A 14,885-nucleotide genomic window follows, 5' to 3' on the forward strand; every position below is an offset into this window, starting at 1 on the left:
TCTGCAGGAGTCTCTATTTTTTTACCCTAAAACAGGAAAGATATCGACAGGAGAGAAAAAATGGAATTTGACAATCGCAATGAAAAATGGAAATACGAAAAAGACGGTCTGGAAATTTTCAAGGACCTCGCAAAGTTAGCAAAGAAGGAATTCAAGGAGATCGACCCCGGCGATGTGGAACGCCTCAAATGGGCTGGCATCTATGCCCAGCGGCCGCGCGACGGTCATTTCCTCGTGCGCGTCAAGCTGCCGTCGGGGCAGGTGACAGCAGCGCAGGCAAAAGTCCTGGCGGACTTAGCGGAAGAATACGGCAAAGGCGAAATCCAGATTACGATTCGTCAGGCCGTGCAGATTCATAACATCACCTTAAAAGATGCGCTTGACATCCTGCCGCGTCTTGAAGCAGTCGGCCTGAGCTCGGTCGAGGCCTGCGGCGACGTGCCGCGCACGATTCTCGGCAATCCGCTTGCAGGTATCGACGCTGAAGAGCTCCTCGACACGCGCCCCATCGTTGAAGAAGTCTTCCGCTTCTTCCTCGGCAATCCGGAATTTTCCAATCTGCCGCGCAAACTCAAGATCTCGATTTCGGCCAATCCGCATGACGCAGGTTTTGCGCGCATCAACGACCTCGCCTTTGTGCCGGCAAAACTTGACGGGGAAGCAGGCTTCCATGCCTACATCGGCGGCGGCCTTTCGGCAGAGCCGTATCTCGCGAAAAAACTGCCGTTCTTCATCCATCCGGAAAATGTCCTGAAAGTCGCGCAAGCTGCAGCCACGCTGTTCCGCGATGAAGGCTACCGCGAAAAGCGCACGCACTGCCGTCTGAAATTCCTCGTCGATGACCTCGGCATCGAGGCCGTGGCGGCAAAAATCGAGGCCCAGACGGGAGAACTGCCGCGCGGCGGCGAAGAAGTCACGAAAGGCTGGAACTACGGCCGTTTCTATGGCGTCCATGACCAGAAACAGGCAGGCCTCGTCTACGTCGGACTGCATCTGCCAAACGGCCATGTACAGGCCAAAGACCTCGCACATTTTGCCGAACTTGCAGAAACATTCGGTCAGGGCCGCCTGCGCACGACCAATTCGCAGAACCTCATCCTGACGGACATTCCTGCAGAGAAGGCAGAAGAACTCACTGCCGACGAAATCTTTACGCGCTATCCGCTCGCGCCGGGCTTTTTCACGGGCTATGCTTCCTCGTGCACGGGCAATGCTTACTGCAACTTCGCACCGATTGAGACGAAATACCGCCTGCAGAAACTGGCTCTGGCCATGGAAGATGAATTCCCCGCCATCGGCCTGCCCCTGCGTATCAACCTTACGGGCTGCTCTCATGCCTGTGCCCAGCCCCAGCTGGCCGACATCGGCCTCACGGGCGGCCGCGCCAAAGTCGGGAACGAAATCGTCCCGGTCTATACCCTGCAGCTCGGCGGCCATCTCGGCCCGCATGCCGCTTTTGCGAAAAAACTCGAGGGAAAAATTCCTGATAGCCAGCTCGAAGCCTGCGTCAGGGCTTTGATTCAGCACTATCTGAATCTGCGCAAAGCAGGCGAATCGTTCCATCAGGTCATTGCCCGCACCGATATATCTGTATGGCAGAACCTTGTCAATCCATACAAAGCAAGCTGAAAAAATCTATTGTAATTGCCAACGAAACGGTCTATAATAAAAAAGTATTATAATTTCATAGCTGGGGAGCTTGCGGACAGAGCTTAAAAATTTGTCAAAGCAGGCTGAGAGGGAATTCACGATTCCGACCCATGACCTGATTTGGACAATGCCAACGTAGGAAACCAGCGTGTGCAAGCGCAATTTGCAAAATACATCAGAAAATGATTGAAATGCAAGCATCAGAGGGAATGCCCAAACGGGCATTCCTTCTTTTTTTGAGCAGTGCAGAAGAGGTGACGATATGGTAACAATCAATGGAGAGCCGCAGGCAAAAGCGGGCGTGCTGCTGCCGGATTTTTTGGAGGAAGCCGGCTATGACAGCCGTGCCGTGGCCGTCGAGTACAACGGTGAGATTCTCGCGAAAGAGGATTACGCAGCGACGCGCCTGAAAGACGGCGATGTCGTGGAAGTCGTCTGCTTTATGGGCGGCGGCTGCTGAGAAAGGGGCCCACAGGCTTTTGGTCTTTAACATGTTTACCTTATAGTACTTATATTATGGAAAGAAGCGACATAAATGGAACAGCATAACGAAAGCAAGAACAATAAGAGTGAAAATCTGGAAGCAAAGATGGCAGAAGACGCTTTGGTGCTCGGCGGCCATAAATTTCATTCGCGCTTTATCTTAGGTTCCGGTAAATATTCGCTGCAGCTCATCGATGCGGCCGTGCGCTACGCCGAAGCCGAGCTCATTACGGTGGCCGTGCGCCGCGCCAACACGAAGGAAAAGGAAAACATCCTCGACTACGTGCCGAAGACCGTGACGCTGCTGCCGAATACCTCGGGCGCCCGTACGGCGGAGGAGGCCGTGCGCATCGCACACCTCGGCAGGGCCCTTGGCTGCGGCGATTTTGTCAAAGTCGAGATCATGCGCGACTCGAAATACCTGCTGCCGGACAACAACGAGACCATCCGCGCGACGGAAACGCTCGCCAAAGAGGGCTTTGTCGTCCTGCCGTACATGTATCCGGACCTCTACGCCGCCCGCAGCCTCAAGGAAGCCGGCGCCGCTGCCATCATGCCGCTCGCCGCGCCGATTGGCTCGAATAAAGGCCTCGCGACGAAAGAATTCATCCAGATTCTCATCGACGAGATGGACCTGCCAATCATCGTCGATGCCGGCATCGGCAAGCCGTCGGAGGCCTGCGAGGCCATGGAGATGGGCGTTGCTGCCATCATGGCGAACACGGCTCTCGCGACGGCCGGCAATGTGCCGCTGATGGCCTCGGCTTTTCGCGATGCGATAAAGGCCGGCCGCAAGGCGTATCTTGCTGGCCTCGGCCGCGTGCTGCAGCGCGGCGGCGCCGCTTCCGACCCATTGACTGGTTTTTTGCGCTGATAGGGGGGGGAGAAAAAATGAGCGAGAAAAAAGAAAATCATTTCTTCATTGACTCCGACAAACTCAGCGAAAAGGCCCTCGCGAAGAAACACCGCCTTGAGACGGACCCTTCGTGCCGCACGAACCCGATGGACTATCTGCCGGATATGGAGCAGATTCATTCGGACGTGCGCAACAAGGTCATCTCGGCCATGAACGCCTATGACCCCGACACCTACACGATTCTCGACGCGAAAAGGGCTCTTGAGCACGAGACCTGCACGATTGAGGACTTCAAGGCCCTGCTCTCGCCGGCCGCCGCGCCGCTTCTTGAGCAGATGGCGGAGCGCGCGAGCCGCGAGACGAGCCGTCATTTCGGCAATACGGTCTACCTCTTTACGCCGCTCTACATCGCCAACTACTGCGAGAACTACTGCGTTTACTGCGGCTTCAACTGCTATAACGACATTCACCGCCTGCAGCTGAATCCCGAGGAAATCGAGTACGAGATGAAAGTCATCGCGGACAGCGGCATGGAGGAAATCCTCATGCTGACGGGCGAGAGCAAGACGAAGAGCAGCGTCGCATACATCGGCGAGGCCTGCAAGCTTGCGTGCAAGTATTTCCGCAATGTCGGCCTTGAGGTCTACCCGATGAATGTCAAGGATTATGCCTACCTGCACGAATGCGGCGCCGACTATGTCACGGTCTTTCAGGAGACGTACGACCTCAAGAAATACGAGACCCTGCACCTCATGGGCCATAAACGCGTCTGGCCGTACCGCTTCGAAGCACAGGAACGCGCGCTCATGGGCGGCATGCGCGGCGTCGGCTTCTCGGCACTCTTAGGCCTTGCCGACTTCCGCAAGGACGCCCTCGCAACGGCCCTGCACGTCTACTATCTGCAGCGCAAATACCCGCAGGCCGAGTTCTCGCTGTCATGTCCGCGCCTGCGCCCAATCATCAACAACGAAAAAATCAATCCGCTCGATGTCGGCGAGCGTCAGCTCTGCCAGATTCTCTGCGCGTACCGCATTTTCCTGCCGTATGTCGGCATCACAGTGTCCTCGCGCGAGACGGCCAAATTCCGCAACGGCATCGTGCGCATCGCCGCGACGAAGATTTCCGCCGGCGTCTCGACGGGCATCGGCGACCACGAGGAGAAATACACGGGCAAAGAGGAAGGAGAGACAGGTGACGCCCAGTTTGAGATTGCCGATACGCGCAGCCTCAGACGCATGTACGACGACATGGCCTCTGAGGGCCTGCAGCCTGTCCTGAACGACTATGTCTACCTTTAATTCCGGTCATGCTGATTTTCAGTCGGACTTTGACCTTGAAAAAGTCATCTGCGTGACGAATCGCAGACTCTTTAAAAGTCAGGCTGACTTTCTGCAGCGTCTTGAAAAAATCGCCGCGGCAGGGCCGAGGGCCATTGTGCTGCGTGAAAAGGATATGACGCCCGAAGCTTATGAGGCCCTTGCCAGAAAAGTCATGGCGATTTGTGCAAAGCATGACGTTCCCTGCATCCTGCATCAATTTATCGAAGCAGCCCAAAAACTTCGGCCTGCGGGCCTGCATCTGCCGCTGCCGCTTTTGCGCAGGGTCAGGGCAGAGGGAAAAGAGCTGAATTTTGCCGAGCTTGGCACTTCGTGTCATTCCGTGCAGGATGTCAAAGAAGCTGCAGAGCTCGGCTGCACGTATGCCTTTGCCGGTCACATCTACGCGACTTCGTGCAAGCCGGGCCTTTCGCCGCGCGGACTGACTTTCCTGCGCGAAGTCACTTCGTCGTCAGACCTGCCGGTTTTTGCCATTGGCGGCCTGACGCCGGCGCGGCTCCCTGAAGTCCTCGCGGCCGGTGCCGCCGGCGGCTGCGCGATGAGTTCCCTGATGAAGGGCAGCCTGTGGCTCAGAAAATGACAAATGACGATGACTTGCCATGACTTTTACGATTTTGCTGATTTTACGCGACTTTTTGTGACTTTTTACAATCCGTGTTGACAATCGTCACATACGGCTGTATAATAACCATAAATTGTTAAACATATTTATTTTATATGTATTGTAAAAGCATATAGGAGTTATTCGTCAACGAAAGCTCATGATATGGATATTCCTGCTCGCAGTCTCTGTCTGCCGTGGGTTCTTTATCGTGGGCTTTTTCTTATGGAGGGATTTTTCATGAAGGTAACGGTAAATGGCAAGGATCTCAGTCTCGAGAAAAGCATCAACCTCAAGGAACTGCTCGTCGTCGCGAAGGCCGAGCAGCCCGACTATGTGACGGTCGAACTCAACGGTGAGTTTGTCGACCACAAGGGCTTTGAGTCGACTTTTGTCAAGGATGGCGACAAGATTGAATTCCTCTACTTCATGGGAGGCGGTGCCAGATGAGCAGTTTGACGAATGAACAGATTGAGCGCTATTCGCGCCATATTATATTGAAGCAGGTCGGCGGCAAAGGGCAGGAAAAAATCCTGAACAGCAAAGTCCTCGTCATCGGCACGGGCGGCCTCGGCGCGCCGGCTGCGATGTACCTCGCGGCTGCCGGTGTCGGCACGATCGGCCTCGTCGACTTTGATGTCGTCGACCTCTCGAATCTGCAGCGTCAGATCATCCACCAGACGGCCGATGTCGGCAAGCCAAAAGTCGAGTCGGGCCGCGAGACCATTGCGGCGATGAATCCTGATGTCAAGGTCCATACGTACAACGAGATGGTGACGTCGAAGAACATTCGCGACATCATCCGTTCCGAGGATTATGACTTCATCATCGACGGCACGGACAATTTCCCCGCGAAGTTCCTGATTAACGATGCCTGCGTCTTTGAGAAAAAGCCTTTTTCGCATGCCGGCATTATCCGCTTTCAGGGACAGCTCATGACATATGTGCCGGGGCAGGGACCGTGCTACCGCTGCGTTTTCCCGACGATGCCGCCGAAGGACGCGGTGCCGACCTGCCGTCAGGCCGGCGTGCTCGGCGTCATGGGCGGCGTCATCGGCACACTGCAGGCGACGGAAGCCCTCAAATACATTCTGGGCGTCGGCGACCTTTTGACGGGGTATCTTCTGACATACGATGCCCTGACGATGAATTTCCGCAAGATCAAGATCCCGAAGAATCCGAAATGCGGCATCTGCGGCGAGCATCCGACGATTACGGAGCTCATCGACTACGAACAGCCGGCCTGCGATTTGCGCCAGCATTAAAGAGAAGGGGAAGTGAGGCAGAATATGATTGTGCATTTAAAACTCGCGGACTATCTCGCCCTCGTGCAGCACGCGCGCAAAAACGCGCCGAATGAGGACTGCGGGCTTCTGGGCGGCCGCATCGATGAAAAGACAGGTGAAAAATTCGTGGAGCACGTCTTTTTCCTGACGAATCTCGACCACAGTCCCGAGCATTTCTCACTCGACCCAAAGGAGCAGTTCGCGGCCGTTAAGGAAATGCGCGCCGAAGGTCTCGAACTCCTCGGCAACTGGCACAGCCACCCCGCCACGCCGTCACGACCGAGCGAAGAGGATAAACGGCTCGCCTATGACAGCAGGGCAAGCTACTTCATTTTGTCCCTGAACGGCGGCGAACCTGTGCTGAACAGCTTTCACATCGAGAAGCAGCAGGATGTCACCAAAGAAGATTTGCGCATTCGGTGAGGTGAGGGGAGAGAGGGGATGGAAGGCGGGAAGGGCCGGCCAACGCTGCGCGGCATTTGTCTGCTAAACTTATTTTTTGCCTTTTAATTCAGCCTTGCAGGGAGCTAAACGCACTTCGTTTGAACGACGCTCCCTTGCAAGGGTTCTAGCTGGCAAAAAATAAGTTCTTCACGCAGACAAATGAACGCTTCGCTTTTGTCCAGCCCTTCCCTTACTTCCAGCATACTCGTCTCTCGGTTCGAGGACGGACTTTGCTTCGCTCGTCCTTGCAGATATTAAGTTTGGGAGGAGTATCGATAAGCGGAGCTTCAGCCTGCTGCGCGGAGCGTTCGATACTCCTTCCAAACGCCATAGGTGCTACGATGTATTGCTAACCTTGCATCCATGTTTTATCAGCATTGAGTTTTCAGGGGGCATTTATAAGTGAAGCTTCAGCCTGCTGCGCGGAACGTTAAATGCCCCCTGAAAACGCCTTGTACACCACGATGTAACACAAATTATATATCTTAGGAGTTTTAGGAGGAAATTTCCATGGCAGTTGATTATAAGGAGCTCAAAAAAGGCGGTTTCATGCGCCAGCGGCAGAAGGATTGTTTTTCCATGCGCTTAAAGTCGGTCGGCGGCCATTTCACGGCGGCGCAGCTCGGCACGATTCAGCAGGTCGCAGAAAAATACGGCAAGGGCTATGTGCATCTGACGTCGCGTCAGGGTATCGAGATCCCGTTCATCCATCTGCAGGATATCGACGAGGTCAAGAAGGCCCTGCACGAGGGCGGGGTGTCCGTCGGCGTCTGCGGTCCGCGCGTGCGCACGATTACGGCCTGTCAGGGCTGTGCGATCTGTGCGTCGGGCCTCATCGACACGCAGAAACTCGCGAATGAATTTGACAAGCGCTACGGCGGCCGCGAGCTGCCTCATAAGTTCAAATTCGGTTTCACGGGCTGCCACAACAACTGCCTGAAGGCCGAGGAAAATGACTTCGGCGTCAAGGGTGGCATTAAGCCGGAGTGGAAGCAGGACAGCTGCGTTTACTGCGGCGTCTGCGAGGCCGTCTGCCCTGAAAAGGCCATTACGGTGGATGCAGCAAACAGCGAAGTCCGCATTGACCGCGAAAAATGCGTTTACTGCGGCAAATGCATCAAGAGCTGCCCGACGGACGCCTGGCAGGGTGAGGCAGGTTTTGTCATTTCGTTCGGCGGTCTTTACGGCAACCGCATCGCCGTCGGCCGTCATTTCCTGCCGATTGTTTTTGAAGAGGAGAAGCTCTACGCGATTGTCGATGCGACGCTGGCGTTCTTTGAGGAAAATGCCAAACCGAGCGAACGCTTCGCAAACTGCCTGGACCGCGTGGGCTGGGATAAATTCCAGAAGAGAGTGGAGGAAATCTTATGAGTGAAGCAGTAAAGACGGACGCAGAGCTCGATATCACGGATGTTGTCTGCCCGATTACGTTTGTCAAAGTCAAGATGGCCCTCGAAGACCTCGAAGACGGTCAGACGCTTGCCGTGCATCTCAATGACGGCGAGCCCATCCAGAATGTGCCGCGCAGCCTCAAGGATGAGGACCACAAGGTGCTTTCCGTCAAGAAGCGCGAAGATGGGACGTACGATCTGATTGTCAAGAAGAACGGCCTGCTTGCATAAAGGCGTTTTTTTGCAGAGCATGATTTTCAATCTAATTTTTGAGAATACATGTATACATGACAATTTGGTGTTGACGAAAGTCACAGAGCCTGTTATTATATACACATCAGCAAGAGGCAACGGAGCCCCGAAGGATTTAGGTACCAAATCCTTCGGGGTTTTTATGTTTCAAGCTGTCAACACTTTCCGTTGAAAATCCCCAAAACCAAACAGCGGCCAGAAGTGGACAATGGCGTCCGGCAGGCATGACCTTTGTGTCATGCGGCTGGACGCTTTTTGCTTTTTGGCCGGCAGAGTGCAGCGGGGAGTCAGGGGAAAAGCTATTATATTTTCCACAAATCGCATTTTTTTCGAGCTAATGGGAAAGGATTTGATTTACATGATTGACACTGGCGATACTGCCTGGGTGCTGATAAGTGCAGCCCTGGTTTTCATTATGACACCTGGTCTTGCGTTCTTCTACGGCGGCATGGTTCGCAGCAAAAACGTCCTGACCACGATTATGCAGAGTTTCTTCATTGTAGCAATGATTTCCGTTGAATGGGTCATCATCGGTTATGCCATGACGTTCGGCACGGATATCAATGGTTTCATCGGCAGCCTCGATAAGATCGGTCTTGCAGGCGTCGGCCTCAACGTTCTCGAAAACGGCACGATTCCGGAGCTCGCGTTCGTTGCCTTCCAGTGCATGTTCGCCGTCATCACGCCGGCCCTCATTACTGGTGCATTTGCAGAGCGCATGCGCTTCGCAGCTTTCGCCGTTTTGATCCTGCTCTGGGCAATCTTCATTTACAACCCGATGGCCCACTGGGTATGGGGCGGCGGCTTCCTTTCGCAGCTCGGTGCTCTTGACTTCGCCGGCGGCCTTGTCATTCACATCCTCTCCGGTGTTTCGGGCCTTACGATTTGTATTCTTCTCGGCGCACGCCGTGGCTACGGCCAGTTTGCCATGATTCCGCACAACCTGCCGATGACGGTTCTCGGCGCTACGCTTCTTTGGTTCGGCTGGTTCGGCTTCAACGCCGGCTCGGCTCTCGGTGCTAACGGCCTCGCTGCCAATGCTTTTGTCACGACGCAGGTTGCTGCTGCCGGTGCAACGGTTTCCTGGGTACTCGCTGAGTGGATCCGCAACGGCAAACCGACCATCCTCGGTGCTGCTTCGGGCTGCATCGCCGGCCTCGTTGCCATCACTCCTGCTGCCGGCTTTGTTAAGCCGATGCCAGCTCTGGCCATTGGCCTGATCGGCGGTATTGTCTGCTACTTCGCCGTTGCCGTCCTCAAAGAAAAACTCGGTTATGATGATTCCCTCGATGCTTTCGGTGTTCATGGTATTGGCGGTACCTGGGGCTCCATCGCTACGGGCCTCTGGGCTACGACGGAAGTCAACCCGGCTGGTGCAAACGGCCTGTTCTACGGCGAGACGCACCTCCTCTTCGCTCAGGTTGTTTCGGTTATCGTCGCATATGCCCTGGCCATCGTTGGCACGTACATCCTCTTCAAGATTGTCAGCCACTTCATGAAGGTTCGCGCTGATGAGACGGAAGAAATTGCAGGTCTCGATGTTGTCGAGCACGGCGAGCGCGGTTATGCCAGCTCCATGATGGCCGGCAGCCCGATTGCTTCGCTTGAGAACTCCAGCGAGATGCTTGCAAATACGATTCTGAGTACGCAGAAGGAGTAATCATCATGGCTACAGAAAATACGGAAAAGAGAAAAATTACCAAAGTAGAAATTATTACCCGTGCCAGCAAGCTCGAAGAGCTCAAACAGGCACTGAACGATATCGGCGTGCTCGGCATGACCGTCAGCCAGGTCTTTGGCTGCGGCCTGTCGAAAGGCCACACGGAAGTTTATCGCGGCAAGGAATATGACATCAACCTCGTGCCAAAAATCAAGCTCGAGACTGTCATCTGCGAGATTCCGGTAGAACGCGTCCTTGAGGTCGCACAAAAGGCTGTGCGGACCGGCAACATAGGCGATGGCAAAATCTTCGTCTACGAACTCACCGATGCCGTCCGCATCCGCACCGGCGACCGCGGCCCTGAGGCCATCATGGACACCAAATAAAGTCCGACAAATTCGTTTCCTCAATCCCTACATATTCATAGAAAGAGAGCCCTGCGGGGCTCTTTTTGTTTACATCGTGGAAGGGGCGGGGACGGCTTACATCGATACAGAGGCGAGGGCGCCTATTTCGGCTTCGTCGCTCTGTTAAATGGGTCCTATGGTTTTTGTTTATGCACTTAGTAATTTCGCCGCCTGCCGCGGCGTTCTCACATTATCATATTTGGCTGCAGCCGTTTAGGACCCAGCCTTCGGCAATCACGCCGCTTCTGCAGGCGGAATAGGCACCCTCGCCCTAGTTACATTTAAATGTAGTAAGCATCCTCGCAGGGACAGTATATCTTTGTGACTAGGTCCCCGCCCTTTTCTCGATGTAAACCCATGATGTAAACCCATGTTATAATAGAAGCAAACCGTTTATTTTATGCAGAAATGGGGGAAGTTTATGGAACGTCAGGGACTGCTGATTGTCCACACGGGCAAAGGCAAGGGCAAGACGACGGCGGCACTCGGCCTTGCGATGCGGGCCTGGGGGGATGGGCTCAGGGTGCTCATTTTGCAGTTTATCAAGGGCGGCTGGAAATACGGGGAGCTTCATGCCATCGAGACTTTGGCAAAGGCCGAGGGCCGCATCGAAGTCCGCCAGATGGGGCTCGGTTTTACGCGCAAGGGGGAGACACCGCGCGCAGAGCACCTCGCGGCTGCGAAAAAAGCCCTGCAGCTGGCCGAGACTGAAATCACAAGCGGCAAATGGGACATGGTCATCCTCGACGAAATCAACTACGCCGTAAAATTCGGCCTGATCAGCGAACAGGAGCTGGCAGATTTGCTTGCCCAACGCCCCAAAAATCTGCATCTCGTCTGCACGGGCAGGGACGCGCCGGCCGTGCTTTTGGCGCAGGCCGACCTCATCACGGAGATGAAATCCCATAGGCATCCGTTCGAGTCTGGAATAAAAGCACAAAAAGGCATTGAATTTTGACTCGTAATGTTGTAAACTAAGTATCACATTACCAATTGCATCTAAAATGTCTACTATTGCTAGACACGCGATACAAAAAGTTAGGAGAGTTGTCTTATGAGAAGTGATATTGTCAAAAAAGGCGCTACGCGCTGTGCGCATCGTTCCTTGTTCCATGCCAATGGCTACGGTCCTGAAGACCTCAAAAAGCCGCTGATTGGTATCTGCAATTCCTTCAATGAAATTATCCCGGGCCACATTCATCTGCGCGAGATCGCCGAAGCTGCCAAACTCGGTGTCGCTGCTGCCGGCGGCACGCCGATGGAATTCCCGGCAATCGGCGTCTGCGACGGCATTGCCATGGGCCACACGGGCATGAAATATTCCCTCGCGAGCCGCGAACTCATCGCGGACTCCATCGAAGCCGTCACCATGGCTTCGGGCTTTGACGGCCTCGTGCTGATCCCGAACTGCGATAAAGTCGTTCCGGGCATGCTGATGGCCGCTGCCCGCCTGAACATTCCGGCTGTCGTCGTTTCCGGCGGCCCGATGCTGCCGGGCCGTTTCCACGGCCATGACGTCAGCGTCAGCCAGGCCTTCGAAGCTGCCGGCAAATTCGCCGCCGGCCAGATGGACGCTGCTGAGATGGCAGACCTTGAGTCGAAATGCTGCCCGGGCTGCGGTTCCTGCGCCGGTCTCTTCACGGCCAACACGATGAACTCCCTGACGGAAGTTCTCGGCATGGGCCTGCCGGGCAACGGCACGATTCCGGCTGCCTACAACGGCGAGCGCCGCCTGCTCGCCAAACGCGCCGGCGCCGCTTTGATGGAACTCATCAAGAAGGACATCAAGCCGCGTGATATCATGACGCGCGAAGCGTTCGAAAATGCCATCACGGTTGACATGGGCATCGGCGGTTCCTCGAACACGGTCCTGCACCTCACGGCTATCGCACACGAAGCAGGCATCGACCTGCCGGCACCGCTGTTCGATGAAATTTCGCGCCGTACGCCGTACATCACGAAGCTCAGCCCGTCTGGCAAACATCATATGACGGACCTCAACGAAGCAGGCGGTATTCCGGCTGTCATGCATGAGCTTTCGAAGAAGGGCCTGATTCACCTCGACGCCCTGACCATCACGGGCACGGTCGGCGACCGCATCAAGAACGCCGAAGTCCTCGACCGCAATGTCATCCACAGCGTCGACGACCCGTACCGCAAAGAGGGCGGCATCGCCATCCTCAAGGGCAACCTTGCACCGGATTACGCCGTTGTCAAGGCTTCGGCCGTTGCTGCCGACATGCTGACCTACACGGGCAAAGCAAAATGCTACAACTCCGAGACGGAAGCCTGCGATGCCATCATGGCCGGCGACATCCATGACGGCGACGTCGTCGTCATCCGCTACGAAGGTCCGAAAGGCGGCCCGGGCATGCAGGAAATGCTGAACCCGACGGCAGTCATCACGGGCCGCGGCCTCAAAGTCGGCCTGATCACCGACGGCCGCTTCAGCGGTGCCAGCCAGGGTGCCTGCGTCGGCCACATCTCGCCGGAGGCCATGGAGGGCGGCCCGATTGCCCTCATCGAAGACGGTGATGAAATCACCATCGACATCCCGAACCGCAGTCTGACGCTTGCCGTCAGCGACGAAGAACTCGCCAAACGCAAGGCCAACTGGAAGAAACCGGAGCCGAAAATCAAGACCGGTTACCTCTCCCGTTACGCCAAACTCACGACGTCCGCCAGCACGGGTGCCGTACTCAAATAAAATCGGCAAAATCAAAATGCAGACAAAGACTGCAGGGGCTCACTGCCTCTGCAGTCTTTTTTCATGCCGTCTGTTAGGTGCCTATGTTATAATGAAGGAAACATGCAAAATGAGATGAGGTGAAGACATGAAAAAAGCCATGCCGATTGGCATCGAGGACTTTCAGGAGCTGCGCGGACGTTATTATTTTGTTGACAAGACCGATTTTATCCGGCAGCTCATCGACCAGCACAGCAAAGTAACGCTTTTGACGCGTCCGCGGCGTTTTGGCAAAACGCTGACGATGAATATGCTTAAATACTTCTTTGCGATTGACAAGGAAAAAGAATCCCGTCATCTTTTTGATGGACTAGCCATTGAACGGGCTGGGGCGTCCTATATGTCTGAACGTGGTCAGTATCCAGTGGTTTTTATAACGCTGAAAGATACGAATGCCTTGGATTGGATCTCAATGCAAGCGTATTTTCGGATTTTTTTCAGCAGTCTTTTTATGCGGTTTCGTTATTTAGAGCAAAGTCCGACGATATTAGCAGACAGCAAAAAGTTCTTCAGCAAAATTATTGATCGGCAGGCATCATTGGATGAACTTTCCTATGCATTATCATTTTTGCTGGACCTGCTACATCAGCATTATGGCAAAAAAGTCATCTTGCTCATTGATGAATATGATGCACCGATTCAGCAGGCATGGGAGAACGGTTTTTATAAGGAATGTATTTCCTTTATGAAACAGATGCTTGGCAGTGCCTTAAAGAGCAACGATGACCTTGAATTTGCCGTTCTCACGGGTGTCCTGCGCGTTGCCAAGGAAAGCATCTTCAGTGACCTCAACAATCTTGATGTTTGCTCTGTCTTGAGCTCGCAATACGATGATGCCATCGGCTTTACGCCGGCAGAAGTCGAAAAGATGGCCGCTGACCTCGGCATGGAGGACAGACTGCCGGAAATCCAGCAATGGTACGACGGCTATCGCTTTGGTCAGGCAGAAATCTACAATCCGTGGTCCGTCATCAACTTTTTCCGCAATGGCGAGATTGGCGATTATTGGGTCAATACCTCGGGCAATGGCATTATCCGCGAGATGCTGCAGCAGGCCAATGACGATACGATACAGAACCTGCAGTCTCTCTTGTCAGGGGCAAGCATCCAGACGGCGATAAGAGAAGGCGTCATCTATGACGACATCGGTGAGGATGAGGATGCACTTTATACCATGCTGCTGACCACAGGCTATTTGACCATCAAGAGCCGCCGGCGCGGCATTGGCGGACTCATCTGCGAACTCATGATTCCCAATCGTGAAGTGCAGGACATTTATCGCTATGAAGTCCTCAATAAGACACGTCAAGGCCGTTCTATGGCACGCCTGTCCAATCTGCTTGACAATCTCATGCAGGGAAGAGCGGAAGCGTTCGCCGAGGGGCTGACTTCCTACATTCGCAGCCTTGTCAGCACTTACGACGCCGCCAATAAAGAAAGTTTCTACCATGGCTTCATGCTGGGCATGACAGCTCTTTTTGTACCGGATTATATCATCGAGTCGAATCGCGAAAGCGGCTACGGGCGTTTTGACCTTGCCATCTTCCCCAAAGACACGAAAAAAGCCGGCGTCATCATGGAATTCAAGGCCGCGGCCAGCGAAGATGAACTGCAGACTAAGGCCGAAGATGCCCTTCGTCAGATTGCAGAAAAAGCCTATGATGCTGAATTCCAGAAACGCGGCATTATGAATGTATGGAAGTACGGCATTGCCTTTTGTGGCAAGAAGATTTCTGTAAAAGCATGAACAGATCATATCCGTTAAGTAAGTC

15 protein-coding genes are annotated in these 14,885 nt (G+C 54.3%); all 15 read left to right on the forward strand.

Annotated features, from left to right (window positions below; all coding sequences use genetic code 11):
- Positions 1-60: 60 nt before the first annotated feature.
- The 15 genes from ACI4OH_RS00435 (at position 61) to ACI4OH_RS00505 (ending at position 14,860) form a co-directional block, all read left to right on the forward strand.
- Positions 61-1,629, forward strand: a complete 1,569-nt coding sequence (locus tag ACI4OH_RS00435) for a nitrite/sulfite reductase (protein WP_439783920.1) — start codon at positions 61-63, stop codon at positions 1,627-1,629.
- 283 nt (positions 1,630-1,912) lie between these two features.
- A complete protein-coding gene (thiS, locus tag ACI4OH_RS00440; protein WP_439783921.1) occupies positions 1,913-2,110 on the forward strand; it encodes a sulfur carrier protein ThiS in 198 nt (65 codons plus the stop codon).
- Positions 2,111-2,239: 129 nt separating this feature from the next.
- On the forward strand, positions 2,240-3,007 hold the full coding sequence (locus ACI4OH_RS00445; protein ID WP_439783931.1) for a thiazole synthase: 768 nt from the start codon (positions 2,240-2,242) through the stop codon (positions 3,005-3,007).
- A 17-nt stretch (positions 3,008-3,024) separates the two neighbouring features.
- The gene (thiH, locus tag ACI4OH_RS00450) at positions 3,025-4,287 is read left to right on the forward strand and encodes a 2-iminoacetate synthase ThiH (protein WP_439783922.1); all 1,263 of its coding nucleotides are present in this window, start codon (positions 3,025-3,027) and stop codon (positions 4,285-4,287) included.
- Entirely contained in the window at positions 4,274-4,906 is a 633-nt protein-coding gene (locus tag ACI4OH_RS00455) for a thiamine phosphate synthase (protein ID WP_432647720.1), read from the forward strand. The genes thiH and ACI4OH_RS00455 overlap by 14 nt, the downstream gene beginning before the upstream one ends.
- A gap of 261 nt (positions 4,907-5,167) precedes the next feature.
- Positions 5,168-5,377 (forward strand): sulfur carrier protein ThiS, encoded by a 210-nt coding sequence (gene thiS, locus ACI4OH_RS00460; protein WP_432647721.1) that lies wholly within the window; start codon positions 5,168-5,170, stop codon positions 5,375-5,377.
- On the forward strand, positions 5,374-6,192 hold the full coding sequence (locus tag ACI4OH_RS00465) for a HesA/MoeB/ThiF family protein (RefSeq protein WP_432647722.1): 819 nt from the start codon (positions 5,374-5,376) through the stop codon (positions 6,190-6,192). Before thiS (ACI4OH_RS00460) ends, ACI4OH_RS00465 begins: the two co-directional genes overlap by 4 nt.
- A gap of 24 nt (positions 6,193-6,216) precedes the next feature.
- Entirely contained in the window at positions 6,217-6,636 is a 420-nt protein-coding gene (locus ACI4OH_RS00470; protein ID WP_432647723.1) for a M67 family metallopeptidase, read from the forward strand.
- Between the two features lie 531 nt (positions 6,637-7,167).
- A complete protein-coding gene (locus ACI4OH_RS00475; RefSeq protein ID WP_435721404.1) occupies positions 7,168-8,028 on the forward strand; it encodes a ferredoxin-like domain-containing protein in 861 nt (286 codons plus the stop codon).
- On the forward strand, positions 8,025-8,279 hold the full coding sequence (locus ACI4OH_RS00480) for a sulfurtransferase TusA family protein (protein WP_432647725.1): 255 nt from the start codon (positions 8,025-8,027) through the stop codon (positions 8,277-8,279). Before ACI4OH_RS00475 ends, ACI4OH_RS00480 begins: the two co-directional genes overlap by 4 nt.
- A gap of 379 nt (positions 8,280-8,658) precedes the next feature.
- The gene (locus ACI4OH_RS00485; RefSeq protein WP_435721405.1) at positions 8,659-9,960 is read left to right on the forward strand and encodes an ammonium transporter; all 1,302 of its coding nucleotides are present in this window, start codon (positions 8,659-8,661) and stop codon (positions 9,958-9,960) included.
- Between the two features lie 5 nt (positions 9,961-9,965).
- Positions 9,966-10,346: a P-II family nitrogen regulator gene (locus ACI4OH_RS00490; RefSeq protein ID WP_435721406.1), complete on the forward strand. Its 381-nt coding sequence runs from the start codon at positions 9,966-9,968 to the stop codon at positions 10,344-10,346.
- Between the two features lie 442 nt (positions 10,347-10,788).
- Positions 10,789-11,325 carry a cob(I)yrinic acid a,c-diamide adenosyltransferase gene (gene cobO, locus ACI4OH_RS00495; protein ID WP_439783923.1) on the forward strand — a complete coding sequence of 179 codons (537 nt, stop codon included), beginning with the start codon at positions 10,789-10,791 and terminating at the stop codon, positions 11,323-11,325.
- 96 nt (positions 11,326-11,421) lie between these two features.
- The gene (ilvD, locus tag ACI4OH_RS00500; RefSeq protein WP_439783924.1) at positions 11,422-13,074 is read left to right on the forward strand and encodes a dihydroxy-acid dehydratase; all 1,653 of its coding nucleotides are present in this window, start codon (positions 11,422-11,424) and stop codon (positions 13,072-13,074) included.
- Positions 13,075-13,201: 127 nt separating this feature from the next.
- Positions 13,202-14,860: an AAA family ATPase gene (locus tag ACI4OH_RS00505; RefSeq protein ID WP_439783925.1), complete on the forward strand. Its 1,659-nt coding sequence runs from the start codon at positions 13,202-13,204 to the stop codon at positions 14,858-14,860.
- The last annotated feature ends 25 nt before the right edge of the window (positions 14,861-14,885 follow it).

The organism is Mitsuokella apri, from assembly GCF_051886055.1.
Lineage (GTDB): Bacteria > Bacillota > Negativicutes > Selenomonadales > Selenomonadaceae > Mitsuokella.

What these genes read in the sequence shown, in the direction of transcription:
- ACI4OH_RS00435 (WP_439783920.1), top strand. Translation starts at nt 61, where the DNA reads ATGGAATTTGACAATCGCAATGAAAAATGGAAATACGAAAAAGACGGT.
- thiS (WP_439783921.1), top strand. Translation starts at nt 1,913, where the DNA reads ATGGTAACAATCAATGGAGAGCCGCAGGCAAAAGCGGGCGTGCTGCTG.
- ACI4OH_RS00445 (WP_439783931.1), top strand. Translation starts at nt 2,240, where the DNA reads ATGGCAGAAGACGCTTTGGTGCTCGGCGGCCATAAATTTCATTCGCGC.
- thiH (WP_439783922.1), top strand. Translation starts at nt 3,025, where the DNA reads ATGAGCGAGAAAAAAGAAAATCATTTCTTCATTGACTCCGACAAACTC.
- ACI4OH_RS00455 (WP_432647720.1), top strand. Translation starts at nt 4,274, where the DNA reads ATGTCTACCTTTAATTCCGGTCATGCTGATTTTCAGTCGGACTTTGAC.
- thiS (WP_432647721.1), top strand. Translation starts at nt 5,168, where the DNA reads ATGAAGGTAACGGTAAATGGCAAGGATCTCAGTCTCGAGAAAAGCATC.
- ACI4OH_RS00465 (WP_432647722.1), top strand. Translation starts at nt 5,374, where the DNA reads ATGAGCAGTTTGACGAATGAACAGATTGAGCGCTATTCGCGCCATATT.
- ACI4OH_RS00470 (WP_432647723.1), top strand. Translation starts at nt 6,217, where the DNA reads ATGATTGTGCATTTAAAACTCGCGGACTATCTCGCCCTCGTGCAGCAC.
- ACI4OH_RS00475 (WP_435721404.1), top strand. Translation starts at nt 7,168, where the DNA reads ATGGCAGTTGATTATAAGGAGCTCAAAAAAGGCGGTTTCATGCGCCAG.
- ACI4OH_RS00480 (WP_432647725.1), top strand. Translation starts at nt 8,025, where the DNA reads ATGAGTGAAGCAGTAAAGACGGACGCAGAGCTCGATATCACGGATGTT.
- ACI4OH_RS00485 (WP_435721405.1), top strand. Translation starts at nt 8,659, where the DNA reads ATGATTGACACTGGCGATACTGCCTGGGTGCTGATAAGTGCAGCCCTG.
- ACI4OH_RS00490 (WP_435721406.1), top strand. Translation starts at nt 9,966, where the DNA reads ATGGCTACAGAAAATACGGAAAAGAGAAAAATTACCAAAGTAGAAATT.
- cobO (WP_439783923.1), top strand. Translation starts at nt 10,789, where the DNA reads ATGGAACGTCAGGGACTGCTGATTGTCCACACGGGCAAAGGCAAGGGC.
- ilvD (WP_439783924.1), top strand. Translation starts at nt 11,422, where the DNA reads ATGAGAAGTGATATTGTCAAAAAAGGCGCTACGCGCTGTGCGCATCGT.
- ACI4OH_RS00505 (WP_439783925.1), top strand. Translation starts at nt 13,202, where the DNA reads ATGAAAAAAGCCATGCCGATTGGCATCGAGGACTTTCAGGAGCTGCGC.